This window comes from Aquitalea sp. S1-19 (assembly GCF_024343515.1).
Window position 1 is genome coordinate 40,002 of sequence record NZ_RJTZ01000006.1, and the last position, 15,452, is coordinate 55,453.

15 protein-coding genes are annotated in these 15,452 nt (G+C 60.2%); 11 read left to right on the forward strand and 4 right to left on the reverse strand.

Annotated features, from left to right (window positions below; translation table 11 throughout):
* Window position 1: 1 nt before the first annotated feature.
* The 4 genes from EGI20_RS01735 (at window position 2) to EGI20_RS01750 (ending at window position 3,663) form a co-directional block, all read left to right on the forward strand.
* On the forward strand, window positions 2-709 hold the full coding sequence (locus tag EGI20_RS01735) for an electron transport complex subunit E (protein ID WP_498629154.1): 708 nt from the start codon (window positions 2-4) through the stop codon (window positions 707-709).
* On the forward strand, window positions 709-1,341 hold the full coding sequence (nth, locus tag EGI20_RS01740) for an endonuclease III (protein WP_498629155.1): 633 nt from the start codon (window positions 709-711) through the stop codon (window positions 1,339-1,341). Before EGI20_RS01735 ends, nth begins: the two co-directional genes overlap by 1 nt.
* 86 nt (window positions 1,342-1,427) lie before the next feature.
* Window positions 1,428-2,903 (forward strand): DegQ family serine endoprotease, encoded by a 1,476-nt coding sequence (locus EGI20_RS01745; protein ID WP_498629157.1) that lies wholly within the window; start codon window positions 1,428-1,430, stop codon window positions 2,901-2,903.
* A gap of 55 nt (window positions 2,904-2,958) precedes the next feature.
* Entirely contained in the window at window positions 2,959-3,663 is a 705-nt protein-coding gene (locus EGI20_RS01750; protein WP_498629159.1) for a type 1 glutamine amidotransferase, read from the forward strand.
* A gap of 147 nt (window positions 3,664-3,810) precedes the next feature.
* Here EGI20_RS01750 and EGI20_RS01755 read toward each other — a convergent pair whose 3' ends face one another.
* A complete protein-coding gene (locus EGI20_RS01755; RefSeq protein ID WP_498629161.1) occupies window positions 3,811-4,278 on the reverse strand; it encodes a CYTH domain-containing protein in 468 nt (155 codons plus the stop codon).
* A 172-nt stretch (window positions 4,279-4,450) separates the two neighbouring features.
* Window positions 4,451-7,720 (reverse strand): DUF748 domain-containing protein, encoded by a 3,270-nt coding sequence (locus EGI20_RS01760; RefSeq protein ID WP_498629163.1) that lies wholly within the window; start codon window positions 7,718-7,720, stop codon window positions 4,451-4,453.
* A 163-nt stretch (window positions 7,721-7,883) separates the two neighbouring features.
* Between EGI20_RS01760 and EGI20_RS01765 the strand changes: the two genes are divergently transcribed.
* The 4 genes from EGI20_RS01765 to EGI20_RS01780 all read left to right on the forward strand — a co-directional run bounded on the left by EGI20_RS01765 (window position 7,884) and on the right by EGI20_RS01780 (window position 11,882).
* The gene (locus EGI20_RS01765) at window positions 7,884-8,039 is read left to right on the forward strand and encodes a hypothetical protein (RefSeq protein WP_160795809.1); all 156 of its coding nucleotides are present in this window, start codon (window positions 7,884-7,886) and stop codon (window positions 8,037-8,039) included.
* 19 nt (window positions 8,040-8,058) lie between these two features.
* Window positions 8,059-9,399 (forward strand): glutamine synthetase family protein, encoded by a 1,341-nt coding sequence (locus EGI20_RS01770; protein ID WP_498629165.1) that lies wholly within the window; start codon window positions 8,059-8,061, stop codon window positions 9,397-9,399.
* Between the two features lie 13 nt (window positions 9,400-9,412).
* Window positions 9,413-9,700, forward strand: coding sequence for a hypothetical protein (locus EGI20_RS01775; protein ID WP_498629167.1), 288 nt, complete (start codon window positions 9,413-9,415; stop codon window positions 9,698-9,700).
* Window positions 9,701-9,842: 142 nt separating this feature from the next.
* On the forward strand, window positions 9,843-11,882 hold the full coding sequence (locus EGI20_RS01780) for an EAL domain-containing protein (RefSeq protein WP_498629169.1): 2,040 nt from the start codon (window positions 9,843-9,845) through the stop codon (window positions 11,880-11,882).
* Between the two features lie 248 nt (window positions 11,883-12,130).
* Here EGI20_RS01780 and EGI20_RS01785 read toward each other — a convergent pair whose 3' ends face one another.
* Window positions 12,131-13,429: an acetyl-CoA hydrolase/transferase family protein gene (locus EGI20_RS01785; RefSeq protein WP_498629171.1), complete on the reverse strand. Its 1,299-nt coding sequence runs from the start codon at window positions 13,427-13,429 to the stop codon at window positions 12,131-12,133.
* Window positions 13,430-13,651: 222 nt separating this feature from the next.
* Between EGI20_RS01785 and earP (EGI20_RS01790) the strand changes: the two genes are divergently transcribed.
* From earP (EGI20_RS01790) to efp, 3 genes are read left to right on the forward strand one after another with little or no spacing between them, the layout of a single operon-like run.
* Window positions 13,652-13,984 carry an elongation factor P maturation arginine rhamnosyltransferase EarP gene (gene earP / locus EGI20_RS01790; protein WP_498629173.1) on the forward strand — a complete coding sequence of 111 codons (333 nt, stop codon included), beginning with the start codon at window positions 13,652-13,654 and terminating at the stop codon, window positions 13,982-13,984.
* Complete coding sequence (gene earP, locus EGI20_RS01795) at window positions 13,915-14,157, forward strand: elongation factor P maturation arginine rhamnosyltransferase EarP (protein WP_498629177.1); 243 nt, start codon at window positions 13,915-13,917, stop codon at window positions 14,155-14,157. Before earP (EGI20_RS01790) ends, earP (EGI20_RS01795) begins: the two co-directional genes overlap by 70 nt.
* A gap of 57 nt (window positions 14,158-14,214) precedes the next feature.
* Window positions 14,215-14,778 (forward strand): elongation factor P, encoded by a 564-nt coding sequence (gene efp / locus EGI20_RS01800; protein WP_124734448.1) that lies wholly within the window; start codon window positions 14,215-14,217, stop codon window positions 14,776-14,778.
* Window positions 14,779-14,867: 89 nt separating this feature from the next.
* Here the strand turns inward: efp and EGI20_RS01805 are convergent.
* The coding region (locus EGI20_RS01805; protein ID WP_498629175.1) for an amino acid permease at window positions 14,868-15,452 on the reverse strand (585 nt) is incomplete at its 5' end.

Below are 15,452 nucleotides of genomic sequence, written 5' to 3' on the forward strand. Positions count from 1 at the left end.
CATGGAAACAAACACGGACGCCAGACCCTGGCGTGACATTGTCCATAACGGGCTATGGAAACAGAACGCCGGCGTGGTACAGCTCTTGGGCCTGTGCCCGGTGCTGGCGGTCAGCACCAGCGTGGTCAACGGCGTGTCGCTTGGGCTGGCCACCACGCTGGTCACCACGGTGTCCGGCGCGGCGGTGGCCACCTTTCGCCACACCATTCCGAATGAGATCCGCAATCCGGTCTTCATCATGCTGATCGCAGCCCTGGTCACCTGCGTCGATCTGGCAATCAATGCCTGGATGCACAGCCTGTATCTGGTGCTGGGGATATTTATTCCGCTGATTACCACCAACTGCATCGTCATGGCGCGCGCCGAGGCCTACGCCTCGCGCAATACGGTGCCAGAAGCCGCGCTGGACGGGCTGATGATGGGGCTGGGGCTCACCGGCGTACTGGGCATTCTGGGCGGCATGCGCGAACTGATCGGGCGCGGCACGCTGTTTTCCGGCGCCGAACTGGTGCTGGGCGATATCGGCCACGCGCTGGTGCTGCATGTGGTGCCGCCGGCTTTCAATTACCAGTTTTTGCTGGCGCTGCTGCCACCGGGCGCTTTTTTCGGCCTAGCCTTGCTGATTGCCGGCAAAAACTATCTGGACGCCCGTGCGCGCAAACGCGCAAGCCTCCCGGCAACGACAGACAATGAAACGGTCAGTGCCTGATGAATCCTGCCAAACGCCGCGCCATTTACCAGACTCTGCAACACGACAATCCGCACCCGACCACCGAGCTTGAATACGGCAGCCCGTTCCAGCTCTTGATCGCCGTACTGCTGTCGGCGCAGGCGACCGATGTGGGCGTCAACAAGGCCACACGCCGGCTTTTTCCCGTCGCACCGACCCCGGAAGCCATGCTGGCACTGGGTGAGGAACGTCTGGCCGAGGCGATCCAGACCATAGGGCTTTATCGCACCAAGGCGCGCAATACCATCGCCACCTGCCGCCTGCTGCTGGAAAAATATGGCGGCGAAGTACCCAAAACGCGCGAAGCGCTGGAAAGCCTGCCCGGCGTCGGGCGCAAGACGGCCAATGTGGTGCTCAACACCGCCTTTGGCGTGCCGACCATCGCCGTGGACACACATATTTTTCGCGTAGCCAACCGCACCGGCCTCGCGCCGGGCAAGGACGTGCGCGAGGTGGAAGACAAGCTGATGCGCTTCACCCCGCCCGAATTCCGCCAGGACGCCCATCACTGGCTGATTTTGCTCGGACGCTACACCTGCAAGGCGAGAAAACCCGAATGCGGACGCTGCATTATTCGCGAGCTCTGCGAATACCGGGCAAAACCGTTATGATTAAGCGATGCAGCACTTGAAATCATGGCCCCGCGCTGCATGTAAAAGGGGCTGGCAGCCGCTGTTGCCACTGTAAAGGATTTGTTGTGAATACCAGCCTACGCACCTTCGCCATCGCCCTGCTTGCACTGTCCGTCCTCACCGGCTGCGACAAGATCAGCCAGCTGATCAAGGGCGAGCAGCCTATTTCCAAAGTCGCGGTACCGGCACAGGACGGTCGTGTACAAATGCTGCTGCCCGACTTCACCTTGCTGGTCGAGCGCGATGGCCCGTCGGTAGTCAATATTCAGGCCACACGCGGCAGCGACAATCTGGCCAGCCCGCGCCAGAGCCAGTTGCCCGGAGGCATTCCGGAAGATGATCCCTTCTACGAATTTTTCAAACGCTTTGTACCGCCCGACCAGCAGGACAATCCGCCTGACGAGGGCGTGTCCTTTGGCTCCGGCTTTATTATCAGCGAAGACGGCTACATCCTGACCAATGCCCATGTGGTGTCCGGCGGCAGCCTGATCAAGGTGATGCTGACCGACCGGCGCGAGGTCAAGGCCAAGCTGGTGGGCCTGGACAAACGCACCGATGTGGCCGTGCTCAAGATAGAGGCGAGCGGCCTGTCGGCAGTCAAGATAGGCAACCCGGCCGAACTCAAGGTTGGCGAATGGGTGGCAGCGATCGGCGCGCCATTCGGCTTTGAAAACACTGTCACCGCCGGCATCGTCTCGGCCAAAGGCCGCAGTCTGCCGGATGAGAGCTATGTGCCGTTTATCCAGACCGATGTGGCCATCAACCCGGGCAACTCCGGCGGCCCGCTATTCAACCTCAAGGGCGAGGTCGTCGGCATCAACTCGCAGATCTATAGCCGTTCCGGTGGCTTTATGGGGATTTCCTTCGCCATTCCTATCGACATCGCCATGGGTGTGGTCGAGCAGCTCAAGACCAAGGGCAAGGTCAGCCGCGGCCAGCTGGGCATCCATATCCAGGAGCTGACACAGGAACTGGCCCAGTCCTTCGGCCTTGACCGGCCGCATGGCGCGCTGGTGGTGCGGGTCGAACCCGATGGTGCCGCAGCCAAGGCCGGCGTGCAGCTGGGCGATATCATTATCAAGCTCAACGACAAGGTGGTGGACAGCTCGCGCGACCTGCCTATTCTGGTTGGCGCCATGCAGCCGGGCACCGAGGTGAAGCTGACGCTATGGCGCAAGGGCAAGGAGCAGGTCGTCACAGCCAAACTGGCTGAACTAAGCCCCGAGCCAAATGAAGCCGCCTCAGCCCCATCAGGCGAAGTTCAGCCATTCAACTTCGACAAGATAGGGCTGATCGTGACCGAGCTCACGCCCGAGCAGAAAAAAGAGCTGGGCGTCAAAGGCGGCTTGCTGGTGCAAAAAGTAAAAGGCATCGCGGCACGCTCCGGCCTGATGATGGGTGATGTGATTATCGGCATCAACCAGAACGAGGTGGGCACGGTCAAAGGCTTCGAGCGCGAGCTGAATGCCGCACGCGGCAATATCGCGCTGCTGGTGCGGCGCATGGACAACACTCTGTTCATTCCGCTGAAAATCGAATAACACCATGGCCGCCCTTCAGGGCGGCCTTTTTTTGCTTGTTTTGCAAGGGGAAAACATGAAACCGGTCGCCATTTTCCAGCACTATCCGGGTGAAGGCCCCGGTTATTTTGCCGAATTCGCCGAACGCGTCCACCTGAAAACCCGCCTGTTCCAGGGCTATGAAGGCCAGATGCTGCCCGAAAGCTGCCGCGACTATGCAGGTCTGGTGGTCATGGGCGGGCCGATGAGCGTGCGCGACCGCCTGCCCTTTGTCGAGGCGGAAAAAAGGCTGATTGCCGAGGCGGTCAAACTGGAAATACCGGTGATCGGTCACTGTCTGGGCGGACAACTGCTGGCCGAAGTACTGGGCGGCGAAATTACCGACAACCCAGGCGGCAGCGAAATCGGCTGGCATCCATTATCCAGCCATGAACCGGCAGGCGCGCACTGGTTTGGCGCAGCCGACGGCGTCGAAGTGTTCCACTGGCACAGCGAAAATTTCACCCTGCCAAGAGGCGCACAGCTATTAATGTCCAGTGCCCACTGCCCGCACCAGGCCTTCAGTCACGGCATCCATCTGGGCATGCAGTTCCATATCGAGATGACCAGCCATATGCTGGAACACTGGAGCGAATGCGAAGACGAACTGGCGCCGCATCTGGGCAAACCGGGGGTGCAAGAAGCACTAGAACTCAAGGGCAATGCCACGCAAAGGGTGCTGGGTTCCAACCGTCTGGCCGAACACGCCTACCGCGTATGGGTACAAGGCTTGAAAGCCTGAGAGCGTGTTCACGATCTCGCGAGCGAGGGCGAGACAAGGCGAAAATGGCTGAGAAAGCGGAATGTACAGGTGGTACATGAGCATTTCGAAGCCATTTTTAACGCCGTATCGCTGATGCGCAGCAGATCGTGAACAGGCTCTGAGGCCTTACCAGTTTTTGAACGGGTGCTGCATCAGCGCCGAATTGTAATAGCGCACCTCGCCCGTGACTTCCGCGCCCAGCCACGCCGGGCGCAGAAAGTCTTCGTCTTCATGACCCAGTTCGATCTCGGCGACAATCAGCCCCTGGTTGTCGCCGAAGAACTCGTCGACTTCAAAAGTATGGGCGCCTGCCGTCACCAGGTGGCGCACCTTGTCGATCACGCCCGGCTCGCACAAAGCCAGCAAGGCCTCGGCTTCGGCGCGCGGAATTTCCCGCTCCCACTCGTAACGGCTGGCGCCGGAGGCATTGCCTATGCCCTTGACGGTCATAAAACCCTGCTCGCCCTTGATGCGTACGCGTACGGTGCGCTCGGGCACCGATGACAGATAGCCTTGGGTAATGCGCTGCTGCGCATGCGCCTCAGCGCGAAAATTGCCCGTTACCAGAAATTTGCGTTCTATCTCGACAGCCATACAAGCTCCTTGCCCGGCACGCGCCAGGACTTATTGTTCATCCGAAACGGCGTTGTGGCGATCATCCGCACTGCACTTATCCGTACCCTGTGCCATACGCCTGCAGCCCTGCCCGTGCACCGCGTGCAAGCGGCAAGTCAAATACGTCCGCGCAGCAGACTCAAAGCGGGCTTCACGCCCCTGCCGTATCCAGCTTGATGCCCAGTTCGACACCATTGGCATCAGAGCCTGCCTTGTCCGGTGCGCCCAAGGTGATACGCCCAGCCAGCGCTGCATCCACCTCCAGCATGATGGCGCGCGCAGCCGCAGCGCGCGCCTGTGCCAGCGTGGCCAGCTCGGCATCTGCTACCGGCGTTGCCGCAATCATTTCTTCGCGCAAAGCCTGGTAGCGCGCATCATTGTCCGGCAGTGCCAACAGGCGCTGCATCAGCTTGATGCGCCCTATCTTGTCGACGTATACCGACTTCACCGCATCCTGCATCGCAGGGTCGCCCATGTCCGGCAATGGCAAAGGCTCGCCCGGCAATAACTGGAAGCGGGCAGCGGCCAGAATGGCGCGGTCTATCCTGGAGCGCGCCAGCGCCTTGCGATCGGCCTCGGCATAGCGCCCGGCTATTTCCAGCTTCAGCTGCGGACGCTTTTGCAGCAGCGTGGCGAGCTGGTCCAGCTTTTCGCGCTCGGGTGGCGACACCGCCGCTTCGCCCGGCACGGCATACACCGCGTCAAATCCCTCGCCCCCCAGCAAGGCACCCAGCGCTCGGAACGGCGCAGTCGCCACCTTGGTCACCACATTCTTGACCGCCTGCCACACCAGATGACCGACACTGAACTCGGGATCATCCAGGCTGCCGCTGACAGGCAGATCCAGATCGATGCGCCCGTCACCGTCTTCCAGCAACGCGATTGCCAGACGCAGCGGCAGACGCGTGCCTTTATAGTCGGGCAGTTCTTCACCCAGTTTGAGGCTGTCTATCACCACGCGGTTTTCCGCCTTGAGCGCACGCCGATCCAGACGGTAGCTGACATCCAGGCTCAGGCGACCGTCGTCCACCTGCCAGCCGGCAAAACTCATCGAGTACGGGTTCAGGCTGTGTATCGGAATATTGCGAAACGCCAGCGCAATATCGAGGTCATCAGTCACCGCCTGCGGCGACAGCGCGCCCTTGATACGCACATCGCCGTAGCGGTCGACTTCACCATTGAAAGACAGGCTGGCACGGCGGCCGGCGCGGCTGGAAATGCCCAGCACCGACCCGTTCAAGTCGTGCATGCGCGTGGCAAAAGCCGGCTTCATGCCCTGATCGGAAAACTCGAGATCGCCCTGGGTGACACGCACGCTGGCGATATCCACGGCATAGCCCGGGCCTTGTTTGGCGGCGGCAGGCTTAGCAGTCGCCATCTTGCCGGCAAACAGCTTTTCTACATTGCTGCTGCGCTTTTCATCCAGTAAAAACCGCGCCACCGGCTTGTCCAGGCGGATTTCTGCAATGCGCGCGCGTTTGGCGTCGGCCTGTATGCCCTGTATTTGCAAACGTTGCCAGGCTAGCAGAGGCTGCGTCTGGCCCGGCTCCATCACCGCTAGCCGTGCAATATCGCCCTTGCCGCGCACCGACCAGTCTGCCCCTTGCCAGCGCGCATCCAGCGCCGCCGCCAGCGACCCCGAGCGCAGCTGCAAAGGGGTAGCGGCCAAGGCATAAGGCGCAAGCGCTTGTAACGGCACACCCTTAAGCGCCAGCCTGGCCTGGCCGCTGACATTTTCCAAGCTGGTGCGGCCGTTCAGATCAAGCTGCCCGCCCTCCAGTCGACCGTTAAGCGCAACGGCCAGCGCCCCCTGTTCCGGCATGACCGTACCGGCAAGGCCGGTGAGCGCAAGCGTCAGCGGCTTGGGCATCGCCTCGTCGCGCCAGCGCACACTGCTGTCCGCCAGCGTCAGCTGCGGCAAACGCGTCTGCCATGCACGGCCGCTTGCCGGCGCGGCCTTGGACGTAGGCAAGCCAGGGCGCTGCTGCAGATAACGGGCAATATTGATCTGCCCGCCGCGTGTCTGCACCACGTCCAGCTGCAAGCCGGCCAAATCAAGCGTGCCGGCGTCAAGCTTGCGCACGGCGGTGTCCACATCAAGCCCTTGCAGCGCAAGCGAAGACAGCTGCAGCCAGCGTGCTTCCTCACTTTGCAGTGTCAGCGCCGCCAGTTGCCCCTGAACCTGATCGACGCGAACTGCACCGGCGCTATCCAGCCGCACCCGTGCCGACGCTTCGGGCAACTGCCCCGATACCCGCAAAGGCCGGATAAAGCCTGCATCATCCAGCTGGAACTGCGCATTTTTAAGCCATAGCTTGTCCAGTGCCAGGCTTAAGCCGGGCGTTGCCGTGGCGGACTTGTCCCCACTTGTGTCCGGCACCGGCAAAGCCGCCTGCCAGTCAAGCAAGCCTTGCTGATTACGCAGGCCATTAAAGCTCAGGCCATCAAGCCTCACGCCCTGCACGCGGGCACGCATGCCATCCAGCACAAAACTGGCACCGCTCACATCCAGCGTTTTAAGCAAAAGCGGATTGCCGCTGCCCGGCGCCTTGAAGGCCAGATCGCTGCCTTGCAGCGCAAGGTGCGGCAAGACAAGCTCAGGCTTGCTGCCCGGCATGGCAAAACGGTAGCGCGTATTCAGCGAGACGCTGCCCTGCGGGCTTGCCAGGCGCAGATGCGGCGCAACCCACGGCCAGATGCTGGCCAGCTTCAGGCCCTGCAGCGAAAGTTCGCCCTGTGACGCCAGAGGTGACAGTCCCACCCGGCCTTGCCAGATAAGGCGCGCCCCGTCGTTCAGGCTGGCATTCAGTTGCAGTTGCCCATCGCGCCCGCTCAGGGTGGACAGCTCATTGAGCGACAGATCAAACGGGGTGAGCGCCGCCCTGCCGCCCCGGGTGCCCGCATCCTCCAGCGCAATCACCCCTTGCCTGATGCGCAGCGCTTCGATCAGAAGAGAAGGCAGGCTGTCGTCTGTGCTCTTGGCTTTCTCATCCTTGCTACTTGCCGCCTCGACCAGACGCGCCCAGTTCCACACCCCGGCTGCATCGCGCGCCAAGGTCAACCTGGGCGCATCCAGATTCAGCGCGGACACTTGCCAGCGCCCGGCCAAAAGCGCCCAGAGTTCAGCATTAATCAGCAGCCGCTTGGCCGCAAACAGCGGCGCGCCCTGGCTGTCGCTAAGCTCGATGTCGCCCAGCTCGGCGCGCATGGCCCACGGAGCGATATCCACCTGCCCCAATTGCAGCTTGTAACCTATGCCCTGCGCCCAGTCGGCTGCGCCTTTTTGCAAAAGGCGCGGCGCCAGCGCGTACAAGGCCCCCCATAGCAGCGCCACCAGCGCCAGCAAGGTCATGGCCAACAGGCGAAGGCCACGCCAGCGCCTGGCCGGCCTGGCTATGTGTTCGGGAGCAGCTTGATTCATGAAGTTCTTGGGTTTGTTATCGTGTAGTGATGCCAATGATGGCACAGATGCCACACTCTTGGCCTGCCATGCAGTTTTTCCTGCCAAATTCACGCATTAGTCATAGGATGCGTGTTGAGCATTTTAAACAGCTGTGCACCGCATAGCCCAAACGGAGACGCTTATGCCCCCAGTCCCATGGCCTGCCCCCAAAGCCAACCTTGCCCTCGCCAGCATCGACGATTTAAACGACCGGCGCGCCTTTCTGATTCTCGCCCAGCGCAAAGGCGCACTGGTCAATTTTGCCCGCCGGGCCACCAGCTCCGGCGCTCACCCGTAATCACCATCAAGGACTTGCCATGCAACACGCAGAACAGATCAACCAGTGGTTGGACGACAATCACATCACCGAAATCGAATGCCTGATCCCGGACATGACCGGACTGGCCCGCGGCAAGATCGTGCCGCGCCACAAGTACAACCCCGCCGAAGGCTTGCGCCTGCCCGAAGCTGTCCTGTCGATGACAGTCACCGGCGACTACCCCGAGCAGGACTTCACCGCCGTTTCCGACCCCGATATGCGCCTGCTTGCCGATGCGGCCAGTGTGCGCCCGGTACCGTGGGAAAAAGAGCCGACCGCGCAGATCATCCATGACTGCCTGAATTTTGACGGCACGCCGGCCGAACTTGCACCACGCAATGTATTGAAACGCATCCTCAAGCTATATGAAGATGCCGGCCTCAAGGCCGTGGTTGCACCCGAAATGGAATTTTATCTGGTCGAAGTACAGCCGGATGAAGACATCCCGCTCACCCCGCCGGTCGGCCGTACCCGCCGCACCGAAGCCGGACGCCAGAGCTTTTCGATTGACGCCGTCAACGAATACGAAGACATCTTCGATGTGATGTATGACTGGTGCGAAGCCCAGGGCATCCAGCTCGATACGCTGATCCACGAGATGGGCACCGCCCAGATGGAGATCAACCTCGACCACGGCGATCCGCTGGCGCTGGCCGACCAGGCGTTTTTGTTCAAGCGCACAGTGCGCGAAGTGGCCATCCGCCACAATATGTACGCCACTTTTATGGCCAAGCCCATGCAGGGCCAGCCCGGCAGCGCGATGCACATCCACCAGAGCGTGGTCGACATCAAGACCGGACAGAACATTTTCTCCAATAGCGATGGCACACCGTCGGATGCGTTTTACCACTTTATCGGCGGCCTGCAGACCTATCTGCCGCCGGCGATGCCGTTTTTTGCTCCGTATGTGAACTCCTATCGCCGCCTGTCGCGCTATACCTCGGCACCGATCAATCTGAGCTGGGGCTTTGACAACCGCACCTGCGGCCTGCGCGTCCCGCACTCCAGCCCCGAGGCACGGCGCGTGGAAAACCGTCTGGCCGGTGTCGACGTCAATCCTTATCTCGCGATCGCCGCCAGCCTGGCCTGCGGTTTTCTGGGCATGCAGGAGAAGATCAAGCCGTCCGAGCCGCTGACCGGCAGCGCCTACGAGCAGCCACACCAGCTGCCGCGCCATCTGGACGATGCGGCCGATCTGCTGCGCGCCTGCGAGCCTTTGGCCCAGGTATTCGGCCGCCACTTTATCGACACCTATTGCGCGATCAAAGAGGCGGAATACCGCGAGTATTTTGATGTAATCAGCCCGTGGGAGCGCCGCTTCCTCTTGCTGCACGTCTAAGCAGTTGATTTAGTTGATACTCACGGTAAAAGACGGGGCTAACGCTTATGGCGTTAGCCCCGTCTTGCTGGCCTCCTGGATCGCGCCTGTTTGTAGCCTGCAAGGGTGGGATATTTCCATTGCCAACATCAATAACGGAGTGGTTATTAATAACAAATCCGATATAAGGCTAAGAGATGCCTCTATCGTCGGCCTCACCATCAAAGTTGGCGCAAGAAAAAAGTGCGCGGCTGAACTTTCGAATTATTCAACAACGCCGGATTGCCCCGGACGATTCTGGTATATGACCAACCTAATTTGATATCTTCGATTCATAATTAGTGTTTTATGATACTGTTTGCCGGTTTCATGGGGCGTGATCCGTGCTGAAACGGGAAACATGGGTATCACCTTGATATTTATATCTGATATTCTTTTGCGAACGTTTATTTATTTGGACTTCCATGCTGGGAGCTTTACTGCACAGGGATGCATTTGACCGGCTATTGATCCGCCTGGTCGCCAATCCCGCCTTGACGGCGGTGATCAGTGCGACGGTGCTGATCGTGCCGCTGGTGGTGCTGCGGGCGCTGCTGCAGGTGCTGTCCATGACGGCAGGCGCGCTGCAGTGGCCGGACCTGGCCGCACAGTTGCAAGACCTGCAGGCGATCTGCCTTGCCCTGGTGCCGTTGCTGCTGAACATCTATATGGCGCTGTATTACGCGGCCAGGGACCGCCTGTCTCCGGTATTTTGCGTGACGGCGGGTATCTGCGTATTGATGGTGTTCGACCTGGTATGGCAGGGCAAGGCGGCCATCCTGCCTGACAGCATCCCGATGGCGCTGTTCGCCGGTTTCCTGTCCAGCATGCTACTGAAAGCCAGCAAGCGGCTGCCGTCGATTTCAAGCGGCACGGCGCACGGACTGGTCGAGCAGAGCATCAACCATATGTTGAGCCTGATTGCCATTACTGCCGGTGCCGCTCTGTTTGCTTTTTTGCTGGCGCCGCTACGCCAACTGCTGGTAGAAAACTGGCTGCAATGGCAGGCTAGCCTGCATCCGACCGAGTTTAGCGGCGGCTTGCTGTACGAGGCCATGCGCGGGATCAGCTGGCTGTTCGGCGTGAATGGCCATCATCTATGGAGCGAAACCAGTGCCGCCCTGCAGCAGTCCAGCCAGATCAATATGGCGCAATGGCGTGCCGGCGAAGCGTCGCTTCAACTGGTAAGCAATACCTTTTTCGACGTGTGGTGCGCATCTGGCGGTAGCGGCGGTACCCTGAGTCTGGTGCTGTGCATGCTGTTGCGGGCACGCGACAAGGGCTACCGTCAGCTGGCGCGTGCATCCTTGCCGCTGGCGTTCATCCATATCAACGAGCCCGTCATCTTCGGTGTACCGGTCTTCTTCAATCCGGTGATGGCCATTCCTTTTCTGCTGGTGCCGGCAACCGGTTTTGTGCTGGCCTACACGGCCACCTGGCTGGGTCTGGTACCGGTGCTGCAGGTGCAAACCGGCTGGATGATGCCGCCACTGGTCAATAGCTGGATTGCCAGTGGCGGCTCTTTTGCTGCCGTGCTGTTGCAGTTGCTGATCATTGCCCTGGGTGTCGCGATCTACTGGCCGTTTTTTGGCTGGATGGAGTACCGCAGCCAGGGCGGGGCCGCCGCTTCAGGCAAGCTGGACGAGTTTACCCACGCGACCGAGCAGATTGAAGTCACCGCCCAGCGTCACAGCTATGTGGCGGACATGCTGCTTAATTTCCGTGCGCAAAAAGAAGTCGAAACGCTGCATACACAGGGGCATTTCGTGCTGTATTACCAGCCCCAGATCGAACTGGCGAGCGGACGCATCACCGGTGCCGAAGCCTTGCTGCGCCATCAGCATACCGATGGCCGCATCATGGCGCCCACCTTTATCGCCAGTTTCGAGCGCCTGGGCCTGATGCCCGAACTGGACTTCTGGGTGCTGGAGCACGCCATTGCCGCCGCGCATGACCTCGGGCAGGGCGTACCCTTTACCCTGGCCATCAACCTGTCGCCGCAGACGCTGCTGGATCCGCGTCTGGGGGGCGTACTGGACCGTTTGCTCGCCACGCCGCTGCCTGCCGGGGTGTCGCTGGAAATAGAAATCACCGAAAACCAGTCCGCCGGCGACTTCAAGCGCTTTACCGCCAATCTGGCCGACTTGCGTGCGCGCGGCCTGCGTATCGCGCTGGACGATTTTGGCAGCGGCTACTCCACGCTGGCCTATCTGACCAGTTTTCATTTCGACAAGATCAAGCTGGATCGCTCGCTGGTGCTGGCACTGGACAGACCTGACGGGCGTGCCTTTTTTGCGTCCATCGTCAGCATGTGCCGGGTGTGTGGTGCCCGGGTACTGGCCGAGGGAGTGGAAACCAGCGCCGAGCTTGAACAGATGAAGCTTTGTGCGGTGGATGTGGTGCAAGGCTACTATTTCTACCGGCCGATGCCGATGGCCGATTTGCAGTCCCGTCTGGGCGGATAGCATCGCGGGCAGGTGCTGACAGTGGCCTTGCCGGCCAATCCTTCCGCTGGCTGCAGATCTGGCGCTTTGTCGCCGGCAAGCAGGGCTCGGCGCCACTGGTGTTTGCCTACCAGCGCCCATGGGAAAAGGATGCGCCACTGCGCGAACTGCGCTAGTTAAAACCAGCGCTCATCGTGAACAGCGCCAAATAAAAACAAGGGCTGGCACATGCCAGCCCTTATGCAGAAATCAGCTGCTTGATGCGGGTCTTACAGCAGCTTCATCTTTCTGGCCTCCTCGGTCAGCTCGGCGCGGAAATTGGGGTGGGCGATCGAGATCAGTTCCTGCGCACGCTGCCTGAGGCTTTTGCCGCGCAACTGCGCAACGCCGTACTCGGTCACCACATAGTTCACATCATTCTTGCTGCACGAAACGAAAGTCCCCTCGGTCAGGGTCGGTACAATGCGCGAAATCGTGTCGTTCTTGGCGGTGGACGGGGTCACGATAATGCCGCGCCCGCCTTTGGAACGGTTGGCGGCGCGAATAAAATCGGTCTGCCCGCCGGTACTGGAAAACGGCTTGTAGCCCAGGCTTTCCGAGCCGCACTGGCCGGCAAAATCCAGCTGCAAGGTGCCGTTGATCGCCACCAGATTATCGTTCATGCCGGCGATGGCCGGGTCATTGACGAAATCGGATGGCCGCATCTCCAGCATCAGGTTGTGGTGCATCGCCCGGTACAGACGCTGGGTGCCCAGCGCGAACGTCGCAATCATCTTGCCCGGCATAAAGTTTTTCTTGCGACAAGTAATGGCGCCGCTCTCCCACAGGGAAATAATGCCGTCGCCTATCATCTCGGTGTGGATGCCCAGATCGCGCTTGTGCGTCAGCTGGGTCACAACGGCATCGGGGATGCCGCCAAAGCCAATCTGCAACGTATCACCGTCGTTGATCAGTCCGGCCACATGCGCACCGATGGCCTTTTGTACCTCGCCGATTTCCGCCATTTTCACTTCGCGTAGCGGCAAGCTGCTTTCCACCACGGCCGCCACCTGAGAGATGTGCACATGGCACTCGCCATAGGCAAAGGGAACATTCGGGTTGACTTCCAGCACGATGGCGCGGGCGCGCTCGACAGCGGCCATCGCATAATCCGCCCCCAGGCTCAGGGAGAAATAGCCATGCTCGTCCATCGGTGACGCGAGCGCGAACAGCACATCGGCCGGCAATTCGCCGCGCTTGATCATGCGTGGAATTTCGGAAAAATGGTTGGGCACCAGGTCCGCCCACCCTTCCTGGCAAGGCTTGCGGGTCGTTCCACTCAGAAAGTAGGCCACATGGCGCACATGGTCGGTGGTTTCCGGGTCGTAGTAGCCGTAATTGCCCAGTCCCAGCAACTGGTAAACCTTCACATCCCTGAATTTACGCCTCGCCTCGCCAAGCGCAGTCAATAGCTCGGGCGGTTCACTTGCCGCCGTCGGCACGATAATACTGTCGCCATCCTTCACCCAGCCCAGCGCATCCGCTGCACCAAGCTGCTTTTGCCGATAAAGATCCAATATGTTTTGCATTATTTTTCTCCCTTGCAGAGCTGATGGGCACCAAAAAACCCTGACGCAAATAATGCCATAAGAATTGTTTTTCAGCCTGTAAAATAGAAATAGCCTACGAATTGCCGGCGACAGGCTATCGGCCAGCGCCCGCAACAAGAACCGGGGCAGATATTGTTCAGCACCACTTTCCCCGCGCTGCCGCTGGCGCTACCATGGCGGCCTTTTGCAGGAGAGCGGCAGATGAAGCGCCAGCAGTGGGACGTGTTCTGCAATGTGATCGACAACTACGGCGATATCGGCATCGCCTGGCGTCTGGCGCACCAGATTGCGCATGAGTATGGCCAGGCGGTCAGGCTATGGGTCGACGACATGCAAAGCTTCGCCCGTATCGAGCCCATGCTGGACGCCGCCCAAGCGCAGCAGATGCTGGAAGGCGTAGAAATCCGCCACTGGCCGCGCGCCCCTTCCTGTGGCACATCTACCCGCAGGACGAAGACGCCCATATCGTCAAGCTCGATGCCTTTTTGCAACGCTACAGCCAGAGCCTGTCCACGCCGGCACGACAGGCACTGACAAACTGCGCCCATGGCTGGAACCGCGGCACAGGCATGGCAGACGCGTGGATAGCTTTGCAGGAATATCTGCCTGAACTGGCGGGGCATGCCCGCATCTGGCCGCAACAGGCACTGGGGCGCAGCGCACTTGCCGCGAGGCTGGTGCAAATGATTGAAAAACAGCTACAATAGCGCCCTCTTGGGGAAAGCATTCCCCGAAATCAATTCAAGCTTTGGGAATGTTTAGTCATGAAAACCGCACAGGAACTCCGCGCAGGTAACGTCTTTATGGTCGGCAGCGAGCCGATGGTTGTGCAAAAGGCCGAATACACCAAGTCGGGCCGTAACGCCTCCGTCGTCAAGATGAAGATGAAGAACCTGCTGACCGGCGCAGGCAGCGAAACCGTTTACCGCGCTGACGACAAGTTCGACGTCGTGGTTCTGGACCGCAAGGACTGCACCTACACCTACTTCGCTGACCCGATGTATGTGTTCATGGACACAGAATTCAACCAGTACGAAGTCGAAGCCGACAACCTGGGCGACACCCTGAACTACATCGTTGACGGCATGGAAGACGTTTGCCAGGTGACCTTCTACGACGGCAAGGCCATCTCGGTTGAACTGCCGACGACGGTTGTGCGCGAAGTTGAATACACCGAGCCTGCCGTACGTGGCGATACCTCGGGTAAAGTGCTGAAGCCGGCCCGTCTGGCAGGCACCACCTTCGAAATCCCGGTTCCGGCTTTCGTCAACACCGGCGACAAGATCGAAATCGACACGCGCACCAACGAATTCAAGAAGCGCGCCTGATTTAACGCTGCACCAAGCAGCGCTTGACCAGGAAAAGCCAGCCGGATGAACGGCTGGCTTTTTTACGTCTGCGGCTACCCAAATCTGCCTTACAAGGCCAGCGTCCCCTGCGACACCATGTACAGCGCAGCGATGGCCAAGGCCAGCACCAGCAAGCCCAGCGCGGCTTCCAGCGGATGGGAGAAGAACTTCTCGCCCCGCTCGTGCTTGGCCTTCAGATAAAATGGCAGGCCCAGCGCATACAGGATCATCGACAGCAGCAAAAAGCTCAGGCCGCCGGCGTAGATCAGCCAGATGCCGTATACCGTGCCCAGCGCGGTCAGAGCGACCAGCGTCACCGACTTGACCTTTGCCTTGAGCGCCAGACGCAGACCAAAGCCGGCGCATAGCAGGTAAGGGATCAGCGCCATCGACGAAGCCAGCTGGATCAGGATGTTGTAACCGGCATCGTTCAGATGGTTGATCACCAGCACCAGCGAGATCAGGCTATTGGTCAGCCATAGCGCATTGGCCGGCGTGCCGTTCTTGTTGAGCTTGCCGAATGCCTTGGGCGCGGTATTGTTGTCGCCGCGCGCAGCCAGATACAGCATCTCGCTGGAGATCATGGTCCAGGCAAGCAGTGCGCCGCCAACCGACAGCACCAGACCGATATTGATCAGCATCCCGCCCCACGG